The sequence below is a fragment of the Pontibacter cellulosilyticus genome, from assembly GCF_014306105.1.
Classification (GTDB): domain Bacteria; phylum Bacteroidota; class Bacteroidia; order Cytophagales; family Hymenobacteraceae; genus Pontibacter; species Pontibacter cellulosilyticus.
Genome location: NZ_JACRVF010000001.1, coordinates 580,552 through 598,219, shown reverse-complemented (window position 1 = coordinate 598,219; position 17,668 = coordinate 580,552). Strand labels below are relative to the sequence as shown.

The following is a 17,668-nucleotide window of genomic DNA, read 5'->3' as shown; positions in this document are numbered from 1 at the left end:
GTGTTAAAGGTTTAACGCGCAAACGTGGGATATTTGTTCAGTAAAATAGTATAACCCAGAGAGCATACATAAGCCAGGAAAGAGCCTAGCAAAGCACCACCAATAATATCACCCGGGAAGTGTACACCAAGGTAAATGCGGCTATACGATACGATTACAGCCCAGGCCACTAAAATGACCTTAAAGTACAGGTACCTGTCAGAAAGTATGAGGTTAAAGAAAACAGCCAGCGCAAAACTGTTGGCTGCATGCGACGACATAAACCCAAACTGCCCGCCACAGCCCTCTACAATATTGATGAACTCAGAGAGCGAGGCATCGTGGCAGGGGCGAAGTCGTGCAAAGTATGGCTTAAACAAACCTGATGCTATAAAATCGGAGAGGCCAATGGCAACCAGCACCATCGCTATCATCAGGATGCTACGTTTGCGGTAACGCCAAACCAGGTATAAAATCAACCCCAGGTAAAACGGTATCCACACCAGCTTCTCCGATACAAATATCATCAAAGCATCCCAAAACGGACTCTGCATGTCGTTCAGGTAAAGGAAAAGTTCTTTATCCAGTTGCTCCAGCGTCTCCATAAAAATTACTGCGCATTAAGCCAGTCGATGTCTTTTTTAAGGTGCTGCTGTGTTTTCTCTTCCGGGCTGCCTGACTCTGGTTTAAAGTTATAGTGCCAAGAGGCATGGGTTGGTAAACTCATCAAAATAGATTCGATTCTGCCCTTGGTAAGCAAGCCGAATTTAGTGCCACGGTCATATACCAGGTTAAACTCCACGTAGCGGCCACGGCGAATCAGCTGCCACTGCTTTTCACGCTCTCCGTGTGGCAGATCACGGTTCTGGTTCATGATGGAAGTATAAAAAGGGATGAATGCATAGGCCACATCGTGCACAAAGGCCAAACGCTCTTCCATGCTTATCTCATCCGTAGCCATTAGCCTGTCAAAGAAAATACCGCCTACACCTCGTGTCTCTTCACGGTGCTCATTATAGAAATAATCATCAGCCCATTTCTTAAACTCCGGATAATAGCTTGGGTGGTGCTTATCACAAACAGCTTTCATCTGCTCATGAAACTCACGCGCCTGTTTTACATCAAGGTAAATAGGAGTAAGGTCGATTCCTCCGCCAAACCAGGCTTGTCCGTTGCCGGCTTCGAAGTAGCGCACATTCATATGAGTGATGGGCACCATGGGGCTGTGCGGGTGCATTACCACCGAAACACCTGTAGCAAAGTAAGCCGGATCGGGCATTTGCAGCATCTTCAGAAACTGGGGAGACAGCTCACCCTGCACAGCAGAAAAATTTACGCCACCTTTCTCCAGTACAGCGCCATTTTCAATTACTCGGGAAATGCCGCCACCGCCGCCTTCATGTTCCCACTCATCGGCACTAAACTTTGCACCGCCGTCGCACTTTTCCAGCGCCTGGTACAAATCTTTCTGGAACTGGCGCATAAACGCCTCTACTTTATCTCTGAACATTTTCTGCTAGAAGTTATTTTACAAAAGACATTAGATAGTTTCGTTCTGATCAATCCAATGTCCCGATAAAGCTATACTTCATGTTGAATCTGAAGAGCTAATATTTTCCTCAGATCATAAAAGAACACCTACTGCTAAGCCGTTTGACCTTTGGTAAGCAGTCCTTTGCCTACTAAAAGTATAGCCGCTGCAAAATTACCGAATATTGCCGGAGAAGCGAAGCCCGGCGCAGGATTTTAGAAAAAGGCCGAAATTTCTTATTTTCGGGCAAAAGAAATGCATTCTATGTCAAAAGATACATTGGAAGCTGTTAAGCTGGACATTGATCTGCTTAAAAAAGCTTACCGCCTTATGGTTACTGCCAAAACATTGGCAGACACCTACGAAGAAAATAAAGCTATCTGCAGTAAGTATGTGCATAGTACCTCACGGGGCCACGAAGCCATACAACTTGCCGCTGCTTTCCAGCTAAAGCCTTACGACTACGCTGCGCCATACTACAGAGATGATTCTATTCTGCTGGGTATTGGTATGCAGCCGTACGAGCTCATGCTGCAGCTAATGGCGAAGGCCGACGATCCGTTCTCAGGAGGTCGTACCTACTATGGTCACCCGTCTCTCAGAAGAGAAGGTTTCCCGACGATACCGCACCAGAGTTCAGCCACTGGTATGCAGGCTATTCCTGCAACAGGCATGGCGCATGGCATTGCTTACCTCGAAGGCCAGGGGCTGCTGAAAGGTGAGGAGAAGCCGGTGGTACTCTGCTCTTTGGGTGACGGTTCTGTAACCGAAGGAGAAGTAGCAGAGGCTTTCCAGATGGCTATACTTAAAAATCTGCCTATCGTGTACCTTATCCAGGATAACGACTGGGGCATTTCGGCTACAGGCAAGGAAATGCGCGCCATGGATGCATATGAGTATGCCGCCGGTTTTAAAGGAATGGAACGCCTGCGTGTAAACGGTTCTGACTTTGAAGAGTCGTATGAAGGAATGCGCGTTGCCTTTGAATATGCCCGTAAAGTTCGAAAGCCAATACTGGTGCACGCGAAGGTTCCGTTACTGGGTCACCATACGTCTGGCGTACGCCGTGAGTGGTACCGTGGCGATAACCTGAACCAGCACTCTGTGGATGATCCGATTCCTAAATTGCGCCACGCGTTGTTAAATGCAGATGTAAGCCAGGAGAAAATTGACCAGCTGGAGCAGGAAGCTGTAGCTACTGTGGCTGCAGACTATCACCGTGCTTTGGAAGCGCCTAACCCTGATCCATCAACCTTTAATGAGCATGAGTTTGCCCCAACCCCGGTAACCGAGGAAAAAGGGGAAAGAACACCGGCTGGAGCAGAGAAAGCGATTATGGTGGATGCGGCCTTGCACGCAGTAGACGATATTTTGCGAACTTACCCGGAGGCCTTGTTCTATGGCCAGGATGTTGGAGGTGAGTTGGGTGGTGTGTTCCGTGAGGCTGCTTTGCTGGCTAAAAAGTATGGCGATGCCCGCGTATTTAACACGCCTATTCAGGAGGCATACATTGTGGGTTCAACGGCGGGTATGTCGGCTGTAGGCGCCAAGGCTATTGTAGAGATCCAGTTTGCTGATTATATCTGGCCAGGTATAAATCAGTTAGTAGAAGAGCTATCAAAGAGCTGCTACCTGAGCAATGGTAAATTCCCGATACAATCTGTAATCCGTGTACCAATTGGTGCCTACGGTGGCGGTGGTCCGTACCACTCCGGAAGTATAGAGTCTACATTGCTAAACATCAGGGGCATTAAAGTGGTGTTCCCAAGCAATGCCGCCGATATGAAAGGCCTGATGAAAGCTGCTTTCTTGGACCCGAACCCAGTTGTGATGCTGGAGCATAAAGGCATTTACTGGTCTAAGGTGCCGGGCACAGAAGATGCTAAAACCATAGAGCCAGACGAGAACTACATTCTGCCTTTAGGTAAAGCTAATATTGTGCAGAAGGCCGATGAGGAGGAAATCCGTATGGGCAACAGCTTAACTGTGATCACCTATGGCATGGGTGTGTATTGGGCTAAAACAGCCTCTAAGCAGTTCCCGGGAAGTATAGAGATCGTAGACCTGCGCACGCTAAACCCACTGGACTACGACACGGTAAAAGCATCTGTTGAGCGCCACGGTAAAGCATTGGTACTGACGGAAGAGCCATTAATGAATTCGTTTGCCGAGTCGTTAGCCGGACGCTTATCGAAAGATTGTTTCCAGAAGCTTGATGCGCCGGTTTATACTTTAGGCGCTGCTAACTTACCGGCTATTCCGCTAAATGTGGAACTGGAGAAAATGATGCTGCCTAACCCGGATAAAGTTGCAAAGGCACTGGAAGAGTTATTGAAGTACTAATACAAAGTATTGAGTATAAAAACAGAGAAGCCCCGCCAGATGACGGGGCTTCTTTTTTGTCTTAATCTTAAATGTGAATTCAACTCTGCTCTAACTCCGCTTTGATAAGTATGAGCTCTGGGGTAGTGACACACCTTATGACCTACTAAACCTTAGCTCTTGATCACCGATCCTAGAATGGATACCCGATTCCGATGTTAAGTGAAGTTTGGTTGTTACGGGTAAATATTTGTGAGAATTTGAAGTTATCCAGCACAAATCTTTCACCCTTAATCTCAGCGGGGTCTATTACTTTGGTAGCAATATCAAATCGGAGCACAACTACAGATAAATCGAAACGGATACCGAAACCTGTACCAACGGCTAATTCTTTATAGAAGCGGCCAAACTCAAAATTGGCACCAGGTTTTGCAGGGTCTTTCTTCAGTTCCCATACATTTCCCGCATCCACAAACACAGCACCATTAATAAAGCTGAACATATTAAAGCGGTATTCAGCACTGCCCTCCAACAGCACCTCACCGGGCTGCTCTGCATTAAAGTTTCTGACAAGAATTGTATCTCCATTTACTTCAGTCGGGGTAGTAGAAAAGTATGAGCCGAGGCCAAGTCTTCTGGATTGCCAGGCCCGTACACTCGTGGCGCCACCAGCAAAAAAGTGCTTGTCGTATGGCAAAACGTTTGAGTCGAATAGTGGCTTTGCTACACCAGCATTTACTCTGTAAGCAAACAAGCGCTCGCCGCCTAACGGAATATAGCGTCTGTAGTCCGGATTGATTCTGCCATACTGGAAAGTGCGCAGGTCGCCAAGATTCAGGTTCAACCCTAGTTGCTGGCTTAGTCCACCCAGTTCTACCTGCGTTCTGAAATACCTGGCGTTCCGGGTCTGCGCAAAATCATTAGTGTTGTAAATAAAGTTGAACGACATAAAAGAGAGCAACGCACTCTCAAAACTTTCAGCCAGCGATCTGCTGTTACTAAACCTCTCGAGGTATCTGATGAACGTGGAATCTACACGGTTTACCTCTATGATGTTAAAATTGACAGGAGAGAAGGTATACTGCATCACAGGCGGTTGCGATGGATTTCTGTAGCGCTGCCAAATATAATCCAGACCAAGCTGGTAATTTAGACGCTTATATTCGCTTCGTTCTTCAGATGAAAGCCCTGTAAATACACGTGTTCTCGGGTTAAGGTCGGAGAGGAGGCTTTTATTTGTAAAAGGAACAAGTATAACCGGAAATGTAATCGACACATTGCCGCCAAATTCCTTAATCATGTCCGTTTTAGCTTCCTCGTCCGTGTCTACTAGTGCTAGCTGTCCTTCCAATCCACCATACACGCCAATATCCAAGTTTTCGGCACCGCCAAAAATGTTTCTAACACGCAGCCGCACACTGGTAAACGGACCAGGTTTTCGCTCCGTAAAATTTATACCTACCTCTGTTGTTTCCTGAAACTTCTTAGCTGGCACAGCATTAATAAAAGCATTAAGCTGATAAACAGAATCGAACGGTGAGGTGACTTTGTTATACAGCACATTGTTAAACTGGAACACATCTAGGTTAGAAAGCTTCCGTTGCGTGGTCGTTGTCTGCAGCTGGCTATATAGCTGTCCCGGCTGTATGTCTATTTTTTGATCAAGTATTTCATGAGAATAACGGTGTCTATAAGCCGTGTAGTTAATGCCGTTAAACTTTACCGTGTCGCGCGGTATACCAAACCGATCTATATCTGACTTAAAGTATACGTTGTTTATTGTATAAACTTTGTGGCGGCTGCTTTCATCAGGGTTTTGGATAATGGTGTTTACTTGTGCATAGCTACCTGCCTTTGTTGTGTCTACTTCAAAATTGATATAAGCGCGCGCAAAATCATAATAACCCCGGTTACGCAACAGATTATACAGCCGGTCTCTTTCACTGGTCAGCACATCCTCGTCATAAATATCACCCAGCTTCAACAAAGACCTGTCAGCATTTCTCAGCACAATCTGCTTTATAGCTGTATCCGGGATAGTGTAAGTAAAATCTGAATAGCGGTAAGGCGTTTTCTCATCTATATTAATGGTAACATACACTAACTTATCCCGCTTTACATCTTTTGTATAACTTACTTCACTGTTAAAGAATCCGTTAGAGTTCAGGTAGATCTCTATCTGATCAATAGTACGCTCCATCTGCAGCGAATCGTAAATGGCAGGCGGTTCACCGATCTGCATCAGTAGGTTGCCTTCCTTTAATTTTGTCTCAAGGCGCTCAACTTTACCCTCATACTTATTCCGTATTTTTGCGATCTCAACGGAATCCTTGCCGGCCTCTGCTATTTTCTCCTGACGCTTAGCCTCCAGTGCTTCTATTTTTTGCTGTATTTTGGGTGGGTCGTAAAACTTTTTCCCAAAATTATAAAGTGCTAGGTAAGGCGCAGAACCAAGCACAAGCCGGTTTGGCTCTTGCCGGTAAAGGCCCTGAATAGCAACGGGATCCACGTAATTTAGGCCCACTGGTTTAACGCTAACCAACAACTGCTCCTCTTCACCTAAATACCTGGTAGGCACGCAGCCGGTTATGCAAAGAATTGTAAATGCAAGGGCGTATATGTATACTCGTGATGTCAAACGTTTATCCGGCTATGTTCTCGAAAGCAGTTGTAAAATACGTTAAATCGTTGCAAGTAAAAAAATACCGCAGCCAACACCAAGCATTTGTAGTGGAAGGCGCCAAGAGCGTACTGGAATTGTTGCAGTCAGACTTTGAGGTACAGCACCTGTTTGTAACAGAGTCTTTTAAGCAAGAGCATACCGCTATACTTGCCAAAGGGTTTAAGTATGATATAGTTACAGAGAAAGACTTAGTTGCCGCCGGCACCTTTACCAGTAATAACGCTGTCCTTGCTGTTGCAAGTATGCGTAAATTACAACCCCTCAGGTTACAGGAAAAAGACTTTGTAATTGCACTGGATGATATTCGTGATCCGGGTAACTTAGGCACCATTATTCGCATTGCAGATTGGTATGGCATTGAGCATGTAGTTTGTTCTGATACCTGTGCCGACTTTTATAACCCAAAGGTAATTTCGGCTACGATGGGCTCTTTTACAAGGATTAAAGTACACTACCTAAACCTGCCAGAGTGGTTGGAACAGCACCACAGTAAGTATAAAATTTACGGAGCCTCACTTGCCGGCGAAAACCTTCACCACATGCAGCTCAGGCCTGAGGGGATTGTTGTATTAGGCAACGAGGCAAATGGTATCAGGCCGGAAGTGGCCCGGCAGGTAAACCAGTTGATCAAGATCCCTGCTTTCGGTAAAGCGGAATCACTGAATGTTGCCACAGCCACAGCCATCATTATCGATAATTTTAAGCGTAACGCTTAAAACGTAAAAAGAGGAGCCGTAAAGCTCCTCTTTCTTTCTCACCTTATTCACAAACTATTCTATTATACTTACTAGTTTAGTAATCTCAAGCCGAAGCTGATCACATTTGCCTGAGGACCGCGGTTGTCTTTGAACAGATCGTTCATGTTATACTTTACAAAGAGGTTTAGGCTTCCGTATCCGATAACTCCTTCTAAACCGTATTGGAAATCACTTAGGTTAAAGCTATCACGGGTTTTGTCTTTTTCGGTTTTACCACCTTCCTCATACTTTAGTTTGGTGTGGCTGCCCAGGCGGTAACCTGCAAATCCACCGGCACCTATCACAAATCCGTCTTTTCCGCCTTCTCTTTTAAACTTAAACATTGGCATGATCGGAATGTTCACAGAAGAGTAAGTAAGCTTTGATTTCTCGAAATTACGGTCAGGCAGTTCTGTAAAGATGGTTACCTTGTCTACTTCGCTTACTACGATGTTATCGTCGAACATGAAGTTGTTGAAGGCGAACTCAAAACCTGATACAATATAGAACGGACTCTTACGGCCACCGATCTGGTTGTTCAGGTGCAGGTTAAGGCTTACGTATCTTGAGCCCAGTGTTCTTAGATCAGGCACCTCCGTTACAGGCATGTAATCATTGCTAAGCAAGCTGTTATAGCCCAGATCCACATCAAAGTTAAATTTACTGGCCTTGTAGTGGGCATCTTTATATGCTGTGCGGGCACTGTCGCGCTGTGCTTTGTTTGGTATGTTAACGTCTACTTTTGTGTCGTTTCCGTCTTCTTCCACTTCCACGTCTATTTTAAAAGACTTATTGATGCGGATCTCATGACTCTCTTTCTTCACCTGTCCGGTTTTCTTATCCTTCTCCTGCACAGTTACTGTTATCTGCTCTGATTTACCGTCAGTTGCCTTATCTGTGTTGAATGTTACGGTCAGGTCTTTGTTCCCGGTGGTGGTGTTCTCCATCTGGTCTACTTGGTCTACATACTTGTTCAGTTCTCGCATCAGCGAATCCAGGCTGTAGTTTTGGAAAGCCTTTAGCTGCTCAATGTTCTGTAGCTGAAGTATAAGTTTAGCGCCGTTTGCCATTTTCACAACAATTGTATCCTGCTCAGAAGTGAGGCGCTCTTTTACGGTAAGGCCGCCTTTGGCAGACACACCGGTGACTGTGGCCATGAAAATGGCCATGATTAGTAGTACTCGTTTCATGGTTTTGTAGGGTTAGAGATTAATTACTTTAGATATTTTTTGTTTCCCGATTTGAGTTTCCAGTGCTACTCTATCGGCCTTTATGCCCAGAGCTGCAAGTTCTACCTGTTCGCCGTTCGCCAGATTGCGTGCCTGCTTAAAAATGTTCTTGGCAAGCTTCGCTTTCTTCTCAAGGCCACTTTCTTCTTCATACTGCTCCTGAGCTGAGGCAACAGCCGGGGCAGCAGAGCGTTTGATCGTGATCTCGACAGGTCGGGCATTCATTTCGGCACTGGCAGCTAGGGCAGAAGGCATAACTGGTTTTGCTGTTGGCACCACCGTAGCTATTTCTGCTGGTTTTTCAGTAATCGGGGTATTAACGGCGATGGCCTGCTGCACATCTGCATTTGGTTGTTCTGCTACTGTAGCGCGGGTTACTTTAGTTTGCTGTACAGCTTTTGTTGTTGCCTTTGCTATGGTAGCAGGTTTATCAACCGTTTCTGTAATGTTAGATGCAGGGGTTGCATCTTCGGTTGCCTGGGGTTCAGAAATTTTTTCAGTTTTTGTTTCTACCTGTGCCAGCGTCTCTGTTTCAGGTGCTTTATATACCGGTGTCTCCTGTAGTACTGCCTTTTCCTGTATAGCCAGCGTCTCACTTACCTCCGGGTTAGACTTGATGTTGTAGAACACCACGCCCACAGTCAGTAGCAGAGAAAGCGTAGCAGCCACAGAAGAGTAGATCCACATAAAGCCTCTCTTCTCATCTTTTTCTTTTACAATAGGCTTTACCTGCTGTGGCATTTCAGCTTCCATTCTGTCCTGCAGTCTGCTCCACAGGTCTGCGGAGGGCGTAGGAGAGGTGTTGCCTAGGCGCTCCTTAAATAATTTATCTATGTCTTCTGGTCTCATGGGTATCCTCCTTTTCTTTAAACGGCTATGGCACTTTGTCCTTCTAAGCGGCGCTGCAGCATGGCGCGTGCCTTGCTCAACTGCGACTTAGATGTACCTTCGTTTATGCCAAGCATATCGGCAATTTCTTTATGTGAGTATCCTTCAATAGCGTAAAGGTTAAAAACTGCTCTGTATCCTGCTGGTAATGTATGCAGCAGTTCCATTAACTCGCCCTCAGCTAGGTCGTGGTCTGCGCCGTTAGCGCCGGCTACCTGTATGTGGCTGTCTTCGATGGCCAGGTGTAGTGGCTCTTTCTTTCTTAAAAAAGCAAGTGCTTCATTCACCATAATGCGTCGCACCCATCCTTCGAAACTACCCTTTGCCTCAAAGCGGTCAATGTTCTGGTAGACTTTCATAAACCCGTTCAGCAGCGCCTCTTCCGCATCCATATCATTTTTAAGGTAGCGCAGGCACACGCCGTACATCTTAGAGGCATACTGCTCGTATAGCACCTTCTGTGCTTTACTTTCAGCCCTTTGGCATCCTGCTATTAACTCCGCTTCCGACACGCTGTGTAATGGTTTATCAAATTCTGCTATAATATATACTTTGCAATTTTCGAGCTTTGTGTTGCTCTTTAACCCTTAGATGTAAGATACCACCTTATAGGTTGCCTGAGGATTTATAAATTTCTATATTTTTTTTCCAGCTACCAATTTCTTTGCTATAAATAATTGAATATCAACTATAAAAATTTGATGTAACAGGCGCTACTAAAGGTAAAGCTGAAAGTATAAGCAATAAAAAAAGCCGCCAGTATGTAAATACCAGCGGCTTGCTGTAGAGTAGCAGCTTTTAAATTGTTTCAGGCTCACGCAGGATATCCTCCATTACGTCCCAAACATTGTCAGCCAATATTTTTTGCCCTTCCACTGTCGGATGTATACCGTCGGCCTGGTTGAGCTTTGGTACGCCAGCTACACCTTCCAACAAGAAAGGTATCAGGGCTACATTTTCTTCCTCAGCCAATTTGGAAAATACTTCCCTGAATTGCGTAGCATACTTCTGGCCCATGTTGGGTGGAATCTGCATACCGGCAAGTATAATTTCTGCATCAGGGTTCTTCTCTCTTACTTTTTGGATTATCCTTTGCAGGTTCTTATACGTTTCGGCTGGGTCTATGCCCCTTAATCCGTCGTTGGCACCTAACTCCAGCACAAATACATCCACAGGTTGCTTTAAGAGCCAGTTGATGCGGCTTTTGCCACCAGCCGATGTCTCGCCGCTAACGCCTGCATTTATTACTTTATATGGGAGGTTAAGGGAATCGATTTTATCCTGGATAAGTGCCGGAAAAGCCTGATCCGGCTCCAAACCATACCCAGCAGTAAGGCTGTTCCCGAAGAAGAGGATGGTCTTGGTTCGCTCTGCTTTCGCAGTGTCTTCGTCACCCTCAGCTGTTGTGCTGGTCTCTTCGCCGGCTTCTATGGTGTTGGCTGTTCTGTCGGACTCGCTGCAGCTATACAAACCAAAAACAACCGCCGACAGTACTATGAAAAAGTTACGTTTAAGCATCATAAATACACTTAGTTTCTTAAATTTATACTTGGCTCTATACTAAACAATAACGTAAATCACTGGTTTACCAGTTTTTGTGCATCATTTGTGCTTGTATAGAGTAACTACTTTATACTTCTATCACTACCTAAACTCTACTTACGTGTCTGTTATACTTGATATTAAAGATCTTGAGAAAACATACTACAGCGGCAATCACCCGCTTACTGTACTGCAAGGTATAAATTTTTCCCTTCAGGCTGGCGATACCTGTGCCATAGTGGGCCCGTCGGGAAGCGGCAAAACAACCTTGCTGGGCCTTTGCGCCGGCCTCGACAGGGCCTCGTCGGGGTCAGTTATACTTAACGGCATAAAGCTCGATAACTTATCAGAGGATGAGCGTGCACAGGTACGCAACCAGTATGTGGGCTTTATTTTCCAGAACTTTCAGCTGATACCAACTTTAACGGCTATCGAGAATGTAATGGTGCCACTCGAGCTGAGAGGAGAGCGCAATGTACATAATCAGGCAATGGAGTTACTGGCACGCGTGGGCCTGGCAGAACGTTTCGACCATTACCCAACACAATTATCCGGCGGTGAGCAGCAACGTGTATCGCTGGCGAGGGCTTTCTCCAACAAGCCTACCATACTTTTTGCCGATGAACCAACAGGTAACCTGGATGAAGAAACGGGCCAAAAAGTAGAGAAACTGCTATTCGATCTGAACCGGGAAGCCGGTACTACCCTGGTGCTGGTAACACACGACCTTGAACTTGCTGAGAAAACAGACAGGATCATACGTATCAAAGGCGGTACCGTAGTTTCGGATCAAATTACGTCCTCAGTTGGAAATGTACAGGAGTAGCATACTCCCTCAATCACTCTTTCGTCAACAAACATGTCTGATACCATCATTCACTTAGATAAAAAAAGACCGCTTAACCTGCGCTGGCTCCTGCTGATGGCATGGCGTGACAGCCGCCGCAACCGGGGTAAGCTGGCTTTGTTTATTTCATCCATTGTATTGGGTATAGCTGCGCTTGTGGCTATCAACTCCTTTTCTAATAACCTGCGCACCGACATAGATAAGCAAGCCAAATCGCTGATAGGTGCAGACCTTGTGGTGGCCACAAGCAAAGAAATTGAGCCGCCTATGCAGAAACTGCTCGACTCGTTGGCCTTTGGCGGCGATCGATCAGATGAAGTGCGTTTTGTTTCGATGGTATACTTTCAGGCATCCCAAGGCACTAGGCTGGTACAGGTCAGAGCGCTGGAGAAAGGCGGTTTCCCATACTATGGTGCTATTGAATCAGTTCCGGAAAGCGCCAGCAGAGCATTCAGGGAAGAAGGCCGCAAAGCACTGGTAGACCATACGTTGTTGCTGCAATACAACACCAAACCCGGTGACTCTATTAAAGTAGGTAATGTGACCTTTGAAATTGCCGGAGCCTTGCATAAAATACCCGGCCAGTCCGCGATGACAGCCACCATTGCGCCAGCCGTGTATATTCCACGCCGCTACCTCGACGAAACCGGTTTGCTGCAGCGGGGGAGCCGCATCAGCTATTACCACTACTATAAATTACCTGACACGACAGACCCTGATAAGCTGGCCAAGAAACTTGAGCCACGTTTTGAGGAAGCAGGTTTTGGATTTGATACCGTGAACAGCCGAAAGGAAGGCACTGGCAAAGCATACGAAGACCTAGCAAGTTTCCTGGCTTTAGTAGGTTTTGTGGCGTTGCTGTTAGGCTGCGTGGGAGTAGCCAGTGCCGTGCATGTATACATCCGGGAGAAGCTGGCTACTATTGGCGTGTTGCGCTGCCTGGGTGTTAGCGGCAAACAGGCTTTCCTGATCTATCTCTTCCAGGTGATGGCGATGGGACTGATCGGATCCATAGTTGGTGCTATATTGGGTAGTTTGATCCAGTTATACTTGCCGGAGCTATTTAAAGCATTTCTTCCGGTAGAGGTAACGGTTTCGGTATCGTGGCTGGCTATACTGGAGGGTATTGCCATTGGGTTGGTAGTAGCTGTTCTATTTGCCTTGCTGCCGTTGCTTTCTATCCGTAATGTATCACCGCTTATAACACTTCGGGCTGGGGTGGAGCATTTAACTAATCAGAAAGACAAAGTGCGCTGGCTGGTATACTTCGTGATCTTAGCTTTCATCTTTGTGTTTGCTTACTTCCAGTTAAACTCATGGTTGCGTGCTTTATCGTTTACTGGAGGTGTGATTGTGGCTTTCCTGGTGCTGGCGTTGCTGGCAAGGGCTATGATGTGGTTTGTAAAGAAGTTCTTCCCAGTAAACTGGGGCTATGTGTGGCGCCAAAGCCTGGCAAATCTTTACAGGCCCAACAACCAGACGCTGTTACTGACGGTATCTATCGGACTTGGCACTGCGCTTATTTCTACGCTTTTCCTGATGCAGCGCTTGCTTTTAAGTGAGGTGGCCATTGCAGGAAGCGAAAATCAGCCTAATCTGGTACTGTTCGATATTCAGAGTGCTCAGAAAGAAGAGGTAGCTCAGGTAACACGGGAGGCAGGCTTGCCAGTGCTGCAGTATGTACCGGTGGTAACCATGCGCCTGGAAGAGATGAAAGGACTTACCGCCGCCGATGTACGCAAAGACACTACCTTGGGCATACCTGATTGGGCTTATACACGAGAATACCGGGTAACGTACCGGGATTCCCTGATCGGTTCAGAAAAAGAAGTAGATGGCAAATGGCAAGGAACTGTTACTGATCCGGATGCACCTGTACCTATTTCATTAGAAGATCGTTATGCCGAAAGGCTTAAAGTAGGAGTTGGTGACACGATGATATTTAATGTGCAGGGTGCACTAGTACCCACAGTTGTATCACATTTACGGGAGGTGGAATGGAACAGAGTGCAAAGCAACTTCCTGGTGGTGTTTCCAAAAGGTGTGCTGGAAGAAGCGCCTCAGTTTCATGTGCTCATGACCCGTACTGACTCTACTGCCCAATCAGCTGCTTTCCAGCGCAGCCTGGTGCAGCGTTTCCCTAATGTATCAGCCATAGATCTGGATCTTATACTTCAGACACTAGATGATATCCTAGGTAAAATATCTTTTGTGATCCGATTCATGGCTTTATTTAGTATCAGCACTGGTCTGCTTGTGCTGATTGGCTCGGTTAACATCAGTAAGTTTCAGCGGGTGCAGGAGAGTGTGTTGCTGCGCACGTTAGGGGCAAGCCGGAAGCAGATATTAAGTATAAATGCCTTTGAGTACCTACTGCTGGGAGCTTTGGCCGCCGGTACAGGTGTTATACTTTCGGTGGGAGCCAGCTGGGCACTGGCCGTATTTAGTTTTGAAGTGGACTTTGTGCCAGACTTTGCGCCTCTATTGCCTGTGTTCCTAGGAATCACTTCTTTAACAGTAGCTATTGGTATGCTAAATAGTCGTGGTATCCTGAACAGACCTCCGCTTGAAGTATTAAGAGGAGAAGCATAACTGGTTTATTGCACTATAATCTAAAGCCTCATTGCTAAAAGCAGTGAGGCTTTTTTGTATCTATTGTGCACATATGGAAATGACATTTATAACTAATCGCGCTGTTTTAAGGTAAATACTAGGGTAAAAAAGCACAAAATGCACTATAATTTATGAAGACAAAGCGAGAGGAAAATAAAGAGAAAACTGTACTTATTACAGGGGCATCCAATGGTTTTGGGATGGAATTTGCCAAGCTTTTTGCCAAAGACGGCTATAACCTGATTCTTGTTGCCAGAAGCACAGAACGGTTAAGAAGGTTAGGTTACCAGTTACAAGACGAACATCAACTAGAACAGGTTTCTGTTATTACAGCAGACTTATCTGAGCCAGGAGTAGCCTCAGAAGTATACCAGCAGGTAAAAGACAGCGGCATTCATGTAGATATCTTAGTAAATAATGCCGGTGCCGGAGTACACGGTCCATTTGAGGAAACAGACCTGGAGCGGGAGCAGGCTATTATTCAGCTAAACGTAAATACGCCGGTAGAACTTACTAAACACTTCCTGAAAGAGATGAAGCAACGTGGAGATGGCAAGATTCTGAATGTTGCTTCCATTGTATCCTTTATGCCTTCGCCGCTAATGGCTATTTATGGCGCTACAAAGGCTTTTATACTTTCATTTTCTGAGGCACTCTCTAACGAACTTAAGGATACAGGCATAACAGTAACGGCACTTTGCCCGGGGGCGAGTAATACGATGTTCTTCAGGAGAGCTGGCGCCGCTCATACTAGAGCAGCACACGGCGACCTGTTAGATCCGGCAGAGGTGGCGCGTGACGGCTATAAAGCGCTGATGAGCGGTGAAGTTAAAATTGTTTCCGGCCTTATGTCTAAGCTGCAGGCTACAAGCTCTAACGTTATTCCTGATACAGCCCTGGCTGCAAGTATGCGATACCAGATGGAAGAAGACGAAGGTGAATGGAAGCAAAGCAAACTGTAGTAAGTATAAAATATTAAAATCCCCTGTAGTGTTCCTACAGGGGATTTTAGGTTATAGGCTGGCCTTAAAATAAAAGAAGGAATCTTCATCAGATTCCTTCTTTCAAAGCATAGACAACAAATGCCATCTGCTTGATTTCTCTTATTTATACGGTGCACTTTAAGCCAGGTTATAGCATAAAGAAAAAATAATAAAAAAATTTTAATAGCTATCCGTAGCCAGCATTACCAACGTGCAGTGGTGCAGCGTTTCTATGTTGGCATCAGCTGCCATTTGCTCCAGTTCATGGTTCTCTGTGCCCGGATTAAAGATTATACGCTTAGGCTTTAGCGAAAGAATATAATCGTACCAGTAAGGCTGATTTCTTGGGCCAACATACAATGTAACTGTATCTACCTCTTCTATGGGTTGGCTTAGATCAGTGACGATCGGTTTACCGCCAACTTCAGATTTTCGAATGCCAACCGGAACTACTTCATGCCCATGCTGCTGCAAGCGGTGTACAGCTTTGTAAGCATAACGTGTTGGATTATCGGTGGCACCAACTACTACTGTCTTTTTCATTAATATAATTTTAATGGAAATACATTTTAAACTTGCACAGTCCTCTTCTTTAACACTCATCAGGGCTGTACGCTTATACTTTACGGGCTAAGTAAGTATAATGTGGCTAAAATATGGAAAATTGAGTTAGCGGATGCTAACACCCGCTTTCACAGCTGCCATTTCCGCACATCTTTCTCCATCCATTGCCGCAGAAACGATACCTCCTGCATAACCTGCACCTTCGCCGCATGGGTAAAAACGCTTTATTTGGGTATGCTCAAGTGTATCGCGGTCGCGGGGAATACGAACAGGAGAGGAGGTACGGCTTTCTACTCCCACAATCTGCGCCTCGTTCGTTAAATAACCACGCATTTTACTGCCAAAAGCTTTAAAACCCTCACGCAAACGATAAGCCATATCCTCAGAAAAAACCTCGTTCATGTCCATAGACACCAAACCGGGCTGGTATGATGTATCCAGCAGTTGCTTGCTTACCCTGCGCTCTGTAAAGTCTTTTAGCAATTGTGCCGGTGCAGCCTGCGTATTGCCTGCCATTTCGCATGCTTTCTGCTCAAGTGCCTGCTGCATTCGCAATCCAGCCAATGGGCCATACTTCTCCAGTTCCATATCTTCCAGTTCAATGGCCACTACAATTCCAGAATTGGAGAATCTAGAGTCTCGGCGGCTTGGCGACATACCATTCACCACCACCTCGCCGGGAGCTGTTGCTGAAGGCACAATAAACCCGCCCGGGCACATACAGAACGAGAAGATACCACGCTGCCTGCCCTTGTAATGCGTTTGATGCACCAGAGCATAAGAAGATGCCGGCAAATATGGTCCACGGTCTTCGCATTTATACTGTATGCTATCGATCAGGCTTTGCTGGTGCTCTACGCGCACGCCCATGGCAAATGGCTTAGCCTCTATGGTAATGCCTTTCTCGTGCAGCAGCTCGAAAATATCGCGGGCACTGTGGCCGGTGGCAAGTATAACCGACTCACCTAAGTAGGTTTGACCATCGGCCGAAACAACACCGCGCATTTCTTCATCCTCAAGTATAAAATCAGAAACGCGCTTGTCAAAATGTACTTCTCCGCCTGCTTCCCGAACTGTTTCGCGAATTGCTTCTATAATCTTAGGTAGCTTGTTAGTGCCGATGTGCGGGTGCGCATCAAAGAGAATATCTGGTGTGGCACCGTGCTGTACCAGTATCTGAAGTATACGCTGTAAGTCGCCTCGCTTTTTGGAACGGGTGTACAACTTACCGTCAGAGTATGTGCCTGCACCACCCTCACCAAAACAGTAATTGGAATCCGGGTTTACCTTGTGCTCTTTATTTATGGCTGCCAGATCTCGGCGGCGACTTCTGACATCTTTACCACGCTCCAGCACAACAGGTTTAAGGCCAAGTTCGATGCAGCGCAGGGCGGCAAACAAACCAGCTGGTCCGGCACCTACAATAATAATTTGCTTTGCTTTACTTACATCAGGGTAAGTATAGGTAGGAGAGATGACATCAGCAGGAGGGGTATCCAGGTAAATATCTGCACGTACACGAACCAACACCTGTCGGCCTCGCGCATCGATAGATCGCTTTACGCGGTGCACATACTTTATATCATCAGGATTTACTCGGGCACTTTTTAGGATTTCATGCTCTAACAGTGCTGCATCAAAGGCAACCTCTGGTGTGAACACCAGATCAAGTTCTTTTTTTCTCATAAAGTGTGGGTAAGGTAGTTAGCCTTAAACCGGTTTTAATTATTTAGTTGCTGATGTGTTGTTT

The 17,668-nt window shown here is 46.0% G+C and carries 14 protein-coding genes; 5 read left to right on the top strand and 9 right to left on the bottom strand.

Going from position 1 to position 17,668, the window contains the following annotated elements; translation table 11 throughout:
- Positions 1–11: 11 nt before the first annotated feature.
- Together H8S84_RS02605 and hemF are read right to left on the bottom strand one after the other, a co-directional pair.
- On the bottom strand, positions 12–584 hold the full coding sequence (locus H8S84_RS02605; protein ID WP_187065710.1) for a phosphatase PAP2 family protein: 573 nt from the start codon (positions 582–584) through the stop codon (positions 12–14).
- 5 nt (positions 585–589) lie between these two features.
- On the bottom strand, positions 590–1,489 hold the full coding sequence (gene hemF / locus H8S84_RS02600) for an oxygen-dependent coproporphyrinogen oxidase (protein WP_187065709.1): 900 nt from the start codon (positions 1,487–1,489) through the stop codon (positions 590–592).
- A 285-nt stretch (positions 1,490–1,774) separates the two neighbouring features.
- Here hemF and H8S84_RS02595 point away from each other — a divergent pair, with 285 nt between their 5' ends.
- A complete protein-coding gene (locus H8S84_RS02595) occupies positions 1,775–3,853 on the top strand; it encodes an alpha-ketoacid dehydrogenase subunit alpha/beta (RefSeq protein WP_187065708.1) in 2,079 nt (692 codons plus the stop codon).
- Positions 3,854–4,025: 172 nt separating this feature from the next.
- Here H8S84_RS02595 and tamL read toward each other — a convergent pair whose 3' ends face one another.
- Positions 4,026–6,470 (bottom strand): translocation and assembly module lipoprotein TamL, encoded by a 2,445-nt coding sequence (gene tamL / locus H8S84_RS02590; protein ID WP_222621554.1) that lies wholly within the window; start codon positions 6,468–6,470, stop codon positions 4,026–4,028.
- Here tamL and H8S84_RS02585 point away from each other — a divergent pair.
- Entirely contained in the window at positions 6,464–7,231 is a 768-nt protein-coding gene (locus H8S84_RS02585) for a TrmH family RNA methyltransferase (protein ID WP_317175418.1), read from the top strand. The two genes, tamL and H8S84_RS02585, sit on opposite strands and share 7 nt — an antisense overlap.
- A gap of 71 nt (positions 7,232–7,302) precedes the next feature.
- Here the strand turns inward: H8S84_RS02585 and H8S84_RS02580 are convergent, their stop codons facing one another.
- The 4 genes from H8S84_RS02580 to H8S84_RS02565 all read right to left on the bottom strand — a co-directional run bounded on the left by H8S84_RS02580 (position 7,303) and on the right by H8S84_RS02565 (position 10,887).
- Positions 7,303–8,442 carry an outer membrane beta-barrel protein gene (locus H8S84_RS02580; protein WP_187065706.1) on the bottom strand — a complete coding sequence of 380 codons (1,140 nt, stop codon included), beginning with the start codon at positions 8,440–8,442 and terminating at the stop codon, positions 7,303–7,305.
- A gap of 12 nt (positions 8,443–8,454) precedes the next feature.
- Positions 8,455–9,330 (bottom strand): hypothetical protein, encoded by an 876-nt coding sequence (locus H8S84_RS02575; RefSeq protein WP_187065705.1) that lies wholly within the window; start codon positions 9,328–9,330, stop codon positions 8,455–8,457.
- A 17-nt stretch (positions 9,331–9,347) separates the two neighbouring features.
- Positions 9,348–9,881, bottom strand: coding sequence for an RNA polymerase sigma factor (locus H8S84_RS02570; RefSeq protein WP_187065704.1), 534 nt, complete (start codon positions 9,879–9,881; stop codon positions 9,348–9,350).
- A gap of 286 nt (positions 9,882–10,167) precedes the next feature.
- Positions 10,168–10,887, bottom strand: a complete 720-nt coding sequence (locus tag H8S84_RS02565) for an arylesterase (protein ID WP_187066644.1) — start codon at positions 10,885–10,887, stop codon at positions 10,168–10,170.
- 145 nt (positions 10,888–11,032) lie between these two features.
- Between H8S84_RS02565 and H8S84_RS02560 the strand changes: the two genes are divergently transcribed.
- The 3 genes from H8S84_RS02560 (at position 11,033) to H8S84_RS02550 (ending at position 15,333) form a co-directional block, all read left to right on the top strand.
- Positions 11,033–11,737, top strand: a complete 705-nt coding sequence (locus tag H8S84_RS02560) for an ABC transporter ATP-binding protein (RefSeq protein WP_187065703.1) — start codon at positions 11,033–11,035, stop codon at positions 11,735–11,737.
- Positions 11,738–11,770: 33 nt separating this feature from the next.
- A complete protein-coding gene (locus H8S84_RS02555; RefSeq protein ID WP_187065702.1) occupies positions 11,771–14,350 on the top strand; it encodes an ABC transporter permease in 2,580 nt (859 codons plus the stop codon).
- Between the two features lie 152 nt (positions 14,351–14,502).
- Entirely contained in the window at positions 14,503–15,333 is an 831-nt protein-coding gene (locus H8S84_RS02550; RefSeq protein ID WP_187065701.1) for an SDR family NAD(P)-dependent oxidoreductase, read from the top strand.
- A gap of 201 nt (positions 15,334–15,534) precedes the next feature.
- Here H8S84_RS02550 and H8S84_RS02545 read toward each other — a convergent pair whose 3' ends face one another.
- Both H8S84_RS02545 and H8S84_RS02540 read right to left on the bottom strand, forming a co-directional pair.
- Complete coding sequence (locus H8S84_RS02545; RefSeq protein WP_187065700.1) at positions 15,535–15,897, bottom strand: CoA-binding protein; 363 nt, start codon at positions 15,895–15,897, stop codon at positions 15,535–15,537.
- A gap of 126 nt (positions 15,898–16,023) precedes the next feature.
- Positions 16,024–17,604, bottom strand: a complete 1,581-nt coding sequence (locus tag H8S84_RS02540; protein WP_187065699.1) for an NAD(P)/FAD-dependent oxidoreductase — start codon at positions 17,602–17,604, stop codon at positions 16,024–16,026.
- Positions 17,605–17,668: the final 64 nt, after the last annotated feature.